This is a genomic window from Marseilla massiliensis (assembly GCF_016899855.1).
In the GTDB taxonomy this organism is placed as follows: domain Bacteria; phylum Bacteroidota; class Bacteroidia; order Bacteroidales; family Bacteroidaceae; genus Prevotella.
Map to the genome: position 1 here is coordinate 1 of NZ_JACJJG010000132.1, position 6,673 is coordinate 6,673.

The window sequence follows — 6,673 nt, forward strand, 5'->3', positions numbered from 1 at the left end:
CAGGCCGATGATACGGTAGCCCGCGTCGGGCACGCGCTGCATCTCCATACGCCCGAGAGCGCCCACGAAAAGGATGTCGGCGTCGGGATATTTGGCCCGTATGGCGTTGGCTATGGAAACGGCGGGGAATATATGGCCTCCCGTACCGCCTCCGCTGATGATGATTCTGAGTTTATCTTGCATAAAACCTCGTACCTTATTATTGCGCAAAAGTAATCATTTTTTTTCTTTTACTGCAATTTTGGCTGACATTTTTCCGGCTTGTCGGAAAAATATACGCAGCCGTCGGCAGGGCCTTCCGCAAGCGCCTGTCCTGCCCTCGCCCACCGTCGCCACGGCGCACTGCGAGAGGGCACACCGCAACGCGCACCATAACAAGACATGTCAAAACGTCAGGTAATCAACCATTTTCGTTTACACATTGATTTCTACATAGCGTGTTGTTTTGCGACATTCTGCGTTTCATCCGGCCAGCGACCGAATAACGGCAAGAAACGTGTGCAAAATTAACATGCTATACGCCAACTGATTACATCAATCCGACCGTTAAACGTGCAACATCAGACGGCGAAACGCAGCCTAAAAGGCCGTCTTTCGCTTCATCAAAGACGGCCTTTAACAGCCCGATTGACGGTCTTCGCCACCGCCGCAAGCCATGATTTAGCGCCAAAACCGCCCTCGATTATTGCACACAGCATGGCTATGTGTGCAACATTTCATGGTTTTCCGCCATACGGAACGCCTTGTCTTATCACGTAAAAAGTCTAAAACGAAGAAGAATACGTGCATTTCCAAAATGACAAAACGACATCAAAACAAAAGAAATTATATAATTTTGACATGGCAGAAAAATAATGAATTAACGTGAGTTCAGGATAAGGTAATACCTAATTCACGTGCTTTTAATACAAAAATTAGCCGGAGTTAACGGACAAGTGCCCCTGTTAAGATACATGGCAGATGTCCGTTAACTCCGGCGAACGGCAGGGAGCACAACTTCGGTTTACTCCCGATAATTCATTCTTTATATTCTCACCTCAGCCAACTCTCGGGATTCAGCTTGGCCGTTCCGCGCCTCAGCTGGAACTGGAGGATGTTGTCGCCGCCGAGAGTACCGAGCGCCTGGCCCGTGCTTACCTTCTGTCCGCGACTCACGCTGACCGTGGCGAGGTTGCAATATACTGAGATATAGTCGCCGTGGCGCACCATGACAATCATGCTTCCGTCGAAGTTGAACACGGCGCTTACCTCGCCGTTGAACACCGAACGCACCGCCGCGCCCGACTGTCCCTGTATGTTGATACCCTTGTTGTCGAGCCTTACGTTGCGCAGACCGGGCACCGTGTACTGTCCGAAGTGGCTTACTATCCTGCACGAACCGGCCAACGGCATGGGCAGACGGCCACGGTTGCGCTCGAAACTGCCGCTCAGCTTGCGGTCCTGGCTGTCCATCTCTACGGCAGCCTTGGCCCTCTTGGTGGCCTTCTCAACGTCGCGCTCGTGGCGTTCTTCGTCAACACGCGCCTTACGCTCTGCCGCCTTGCGGTCTTCCTCGGCCTCGCGCGCCTTGCGCTCAGCCTCCTTACGGGCGGCCTCATCCTTCTTGGCGGCCTCGCGCGCCTCGGCTTTCAGGCGCTCTTCACGCTCCCTGGCTTCCTTCACACGCCGTGCGTTCTCCCTCGCGGCAGCCTCGGCCTCGGCCTTCTTGCGGGCCAGTTCCTCGGCCCTTCGCTTGGCGGCGGCCTCAGCTTCGGCCTTACGCCGCGCCTCGGCTTCGGCACGTGCCTTGGCCCTGGCTATCTCCTCGGCTATCAGCTTGTCGATTTTGGCGTTCAGCTCTGCGTCCTTCTTACGCTGGTCAGCAATGACTTTCTGTATCGTTTTCTGCTGGCGTTGCAGGGTGTTAACCATCTTCTGCTGCTCGGTCTGCTTGGTCTGCAAGGCCGCATGCTCCTGCTTGCCCTTGTCGAGAAGGGTGTTTTTCTGTCCCCTGACACGTTGCAGTTCCTTATGCTTCTCCTCTATCTGGCGCTGCTTGGCCTTCACCATCTCGCCCTGCGAGCGCTGGTATGCCGCGTATTCACGCACGAAGCGCAGGCGACGGTACATCTGCGCGAAGTTCTTTGCGCTGAAGATGAACATCAGCTTATCCTGAACGGTACGCTTGCCGGCAAGGTAGCGCACCGACTTTATATACTTGGCCTTGCGGTCTTCAAGCTGTTGCTCAAGCGTGGCGAGCTGGCTTTTCAGCATGCTTATATTGCCGTCGATGTGCGTTATTTCCTCCTGTATCCCGTCGATGGACTTCTGGTGCTGGTCAATCTCCGTGTTAAGCACCATCAGGTTGTTAAGTCTTTTCTTTACGTCGGCCTTGTTTGCACGCAGAAGCCGCTCCTGCTCCTTTATCTTGCGCTGCACTCCGGCACGCTGGTTACGCAGTCCCTTGATAGAATTATTTGAGTACTTAGCGGTCTTTTTCTTGCTTTTAGTGGTTTTCTTTTTTGCCACACGGGTTGTCTTCGCCTTCTTTCGCGTAGTCTGCTTCTTTGTTTGCGCGAACGAAGGGAACACCAGTATAATCGACAAAAATAATATAAGGAGTCGTTTCATTTACATCTTCATAAGTCGTTTCACGACGTCTTGCACGTCCACCTGCTTATACTTGCCCGACACTGTGGTGAACGTGTCCCAATCGTCGGACGTGTCAAGGTTGTTGATTGATATGTTCACTGACATCTTGTCGGCGTTCTTCACGGCTCCGGTCTTGAGCCTCAGCGTTATGTCCGTAGGGAAAAGCTTTGTACCGAGAGGCTTGAACTTGCCGTAGTCGCACGTAACTGTCGTATTGCCCGATGTCTTACCGTCATACGTTACGCCTACACTCTTTATCAGCGCGGTTGTCTTATCGGCGCTCCAGGCATAGCTCATGTCGCCGCGTTTGTATGATACAACGGCGTCTGACGATGCGTTATTGAACGCAACGGAGAAGTTCTTGAGCGATGAATCCGTTATTTTCTGCGTACCGGGAACGAAAAGCTTGTTCCAGAACAAGGCCTGCAGGGTATAAAAATCAAGCCCGTTTTTCTGCAGGAAGTCAACGTCTGCATAGCTAGCCTTGATATATTCCTTGTTCATACGGTCCATTATGAGTACGTAGTCCTTGGTGAACTCCAGCCGTCCTACCTCCATAAGCCCGAACGGAGTGAGCTGAATGCGGATTACTTGGTCTTTCTTCATGTTGAGAGACCCTGACACCGAAATGTCCTTGGAGCCGGTATTGACCGTAAACTTGATTTTAGACGTTATGCTGTTGGCATACACCTCATTGTCGTAAACCTTCCTGAGAAAGTCGCGCGACATGGTTTCGGCATTATCCAGGGTTACTTTCTCTGTCTTCGTCGGCTTGGTCCCGCCCTGCAGGGCCTTGCTGCTGCCGCACGAAACGACGAGCAACGACATTGCCGCAAGCGCCGTAACGATTGACAATCTGCACTTATTTCTCAACATATTTCCTAAGTTTTATTTTACGCCTCAATACAGTTTCGTTCTCCGCTCCTGCCTTCAAGGCCTCATTCCAATACTTTACCGCGCCGTCAATGTCGCCGTTTACCGCGTGAATATCCCCTGCATGCTCGATTATCACGGCGCTTTTCGTCGTATCGTTCTTCACCGCCATATCGATATATTGCAGCGCCTCGGCATACTTTTTCTGCATAAACAGTATCCAGGCATACGTATCCAGGAATGTGCTATTGTCCGGTTCGGCCTGCACCGTACGGTAACTCATCTGCGCGGCCTTGTCCAAATCCTTGTTTTCAACCGACAAATAGTAAGCATAGTTGTTAAGGCAGCCGTAATTGTCATCCTTCCATTGCAGGCATGAATCATACGCGGCATAAGCTCCCTTGTCGTCACCTTTGTCATGGAGTATATCGCCCATAATGGCGTAAAAGTCGGAAACAAGGCTCGGATTGCTCTGATCGTTGATTTGACTCACCCCACGGCGCAACACTTTCAGCGCACTGTCGTCATCGTCCTTCTGGATATACGCAAAACCGAGGAAGTAATAGAACGCCAACTCATCCGGACTATAGTCGAGCGCCTGGTTGGAAAGCTCGATTACACGGTCGAAGTCCTGCTTGTTCCATTCCGCCTGTATAAGCTGCAATCTTGCTGCTACATTGTCAGGAGAGATGGCAAGCACCGTCTCGAGGACTTTCGAGATAGAATCCTGCGGCATTTTCTTCAGCGTCAGGTAAGCCGCATACAGCTGGGCCATATCCGACGTTTCCTGAGGCTCCTTCAGTATTTTCTTGAACAGGTCAATTACCAGCGTGCTGTCGGCTCCATTCTTTTCGTTGTCGGCTACGACCTGACGCATCAACGCCATCTTGCCGTCTACAGGCGTCTTCGGGCTGACAAGCATCACCTCCTGCAACGAATCGGCACGCATAGCCTGCCCCGAAGTACGGTAATAGTCTATCATCGACATACGGGCCATGATGTTCTCGGGCTCAGCCTGCAGCACTTCAAGGTACAATTTGCCTGCCTCGTCCGGCTTGCCATTCTGCAAAAGCCAGTTGCCGAGCATGACGCGATAGTTCATGTCGTTAGGATGTTTCTCCGACATGTTCTTCAGTTCGTTATACTCCTCCTCTTTCTTGCCTTGCAGAGAATAAACCCTCATCTTGGCGAGGGTAAGATCTTCACTGGCGCCTTCAAGCGCTTCCATGCGGTTCAGCACGTCAAGCATTTTGTCATAATCCTTCTGTCTGCTGTAGAGTTGCGCCAAGAAGTCCAGCACATCCGAGCGTTCGGGACTGTTACGCGACAGTTTCTCGTACGCCTTGACGGCCTCGTCAAGATTGCCCATGCTGACATATCCCACGCCGATGCGCTCGAGATATGCATTGTTTGTCGGGTTAAGCTCGGAGGCTTTCTTGACGTCGGCAAACGCGGCGGAGTCTCCTTTCAGTATGCCGTCATAGAAAGACAACATGAAATAAGCCTCGGCGGCATTGGGATTGATACCGATACAATGCTCCAAAAGGTCGTAGGCAGCGTCGTAGTTGCCGCTTATCTGTTGCTTTACGGCCTCATAATAATACATCTTGAAGCGCAGGCTGTCGTTATGGCTGATGGCGGGCAGATGCATTACGGGCACACTGCGGCCTTCCGGCTGCGCGGCCACGACGCCCTTGCTCCCGCAACCGACCATAATGACGGTTACCGCCATGCAGGCTAAAACATATAATATCTGTCGTTTCATTTATCCTTACGAATGAGAGACGTGCCGTTATTCCACTCCCGTATGTCCGTAGCCACCGGTTCCGCGCTCTGTCTCGTCGAGCTCGGCAACCTCGGCAAACACGGCCGTCTCATGCCGTGCGATGACCATCTGGGCTATGCGCTCGCCGTCATTCACGACGAAATCTTCAGCCGAAAGGTTAACCAGGAGCACCATTACCTCGCCTCTATAGTCGGCGTCGATTGTGCCCGGCGAATTCAGCACGGTTATTCCATGCTTCAGGGCGAGACCGCTGCGCGGACGCACCTGGGCCTCATAGCCTGCGGGCAGAGCCATATATAGCCCCGTAGGGATGAGTTTCCGTTCCATAGGGCGCAACGTTATTGATTCGCCTATATTGGCCCTGAGGTCCATGCCGGCACTTTGCGGGGTGGCATAAGCCGGCAACGGCTGATGTCCCTTGTTGATAACCTTTACCTTAACCATTGTATGTCTTGACTTTCTTTTAAGCTGCAAAAATAATGATTTATATTCAGACAATAACAAAATTACTTGTAAAAAGAAAGATTTTAGCCAATTTTAGACTACTTTTGCAACGTAAAAAGGAGAAAAGGAGAGAAGGAGAAAAGGAGTAAGTAGATTTGCATTAGAGCGGTGGATATAAGCGACTAAACAATAAGTAAACAGTAGAAAGACATATCTACTTACTCCTTTACGCCTTCACTCCTTACTACATAAAAATTAGAACCATGATGGACTGGAACCGACTTATATCCAACAAACGGCTCGGACAGGAGCATCGCCACACGATGCGCCACGACGACCGTTCCGAATTCAAGCGTGATTACGACCGACTGATATTCTCCGCGCCGTTCAGGCGCATGCAGAACAAGACCCAGGTGTTCCCCTTACCGGGCAGTATCTTCGTGCACAACCGCCTCACCCACAGCCTCGAGGTGGCCAGCGTGGGGCTTTCGCTTGGCAACGACGTGGCCCACGGCGTGATGAAACACAGTCCCGAACTGGCTGATACGCTGTTTCCGCAAATCGGGACAATCGTCAGCACGGCGTGTCTGGCGCACGACATGGGCAACCCTCCGTTCGGACATTCGGGCGAAAAGGCAATACAGACGTTTTTCACCGAGGGCAACGGACGCTCGCTGAAAGACAAGGTAAGCCCCGGATTCTGGGCTGACATCACCCACTTCGAGGGTAACGCCAATGCGTTCCGCCTGCTGGCGCACCGCTTCAAGGGGCGACGTGACGGCGGTTTCGTCATGACCTACTCCACGCTTGCGTCGATAGTGAAGTATCCTTTCGCCTCAACGATAGCGGAAAAGGGGCACGGCAAGTTCGGATTTTTCATTTCAGAAGAGCGTATTTTCAGGAAAATCGCCGATGAATTGGGCATTATTCGCCGTTCAG

6 protein-coding genes are annotated in these 6,673 nt (G+C 52.0%); 1 reads left to right on the forward strand and 5 read right to left on the reverse strand.

The window, feature by feature from the left end:
• The 5 genes from H6A34_RS13140 to dut form a co-directional block, all read right to left on the reverse strand.
• Positions 1 to 183 (reverse strand): glycosyltransferase (locus H6A34_RS13140; protein ID WP_205105884.1); only part of this gene is annotated, 183 nt, incomplete at its 3' end.
• Positions 184 to 1,032: 849 nt separating this feature from the next.
• Positions 1,033 to 2,610: a peptidoglycan DD-metalloendopeptidase family protein gene (locus tag H6A34_RS13145; protein WP_205105885.1), complete on the reverse strand. Its 1,578-nt coding sequence runs from the start codon at positions 2,608 to 2,610 to the stop codon at positions 1,033 to 1,035.
• Complete coding sequence (lolB1, locus tag H6A34_RS13150; protein ID WP_205105886.1) at positions 2,611 to 3,507, reverse strand: lipoprotein insertase outer membrane protein LolB1; 897 nt, start codon at positions 3,505 to 3,507, stop codon at positions 2,611 to 2,613. It lies immediately after the preceding gene.
• Positions 3,494 to 5,269, reverse strand: a complete 1,776-nt coding sequence (locus H6A34_RS13155) for a tetratricopeptide repeat protein (protein WP_205105887.1) — start codon at positions 5,267 to 5,269, stop codon at positions 3,494 to 3,496. The genes lolB1 and H6A34_RS13155 overlap by 14 nt, the downstream gene beginning before the upstream one ends.
• A 27-nt stretch (positions 5,270 to 5,296) precedes the next feature.
• Positions 5,297 to 5,734, reverse strand: coding sequence for a dUTP diphosphatase (dut, locus tag H6A34_RS13160; RefSeq protein ID WP_021948786.1), 438 nt, complete (start codon positions 5,732 to 5,734; stop codon positions 5,297 to 5,299).
• Positions 5,735 to 6,000: 266 nt separating this feature from the next.
• Here dut and dgt point away from each other — a divergent pair.
• The coding region (gene dgt / locus H6A34_RS13165) for a dGTP triphosphohydrolase (RefSeq protein WP_205105888.1) at positions 6,001 to 6,673 on the forward strand (673 nt) is incomplete at its 3' end.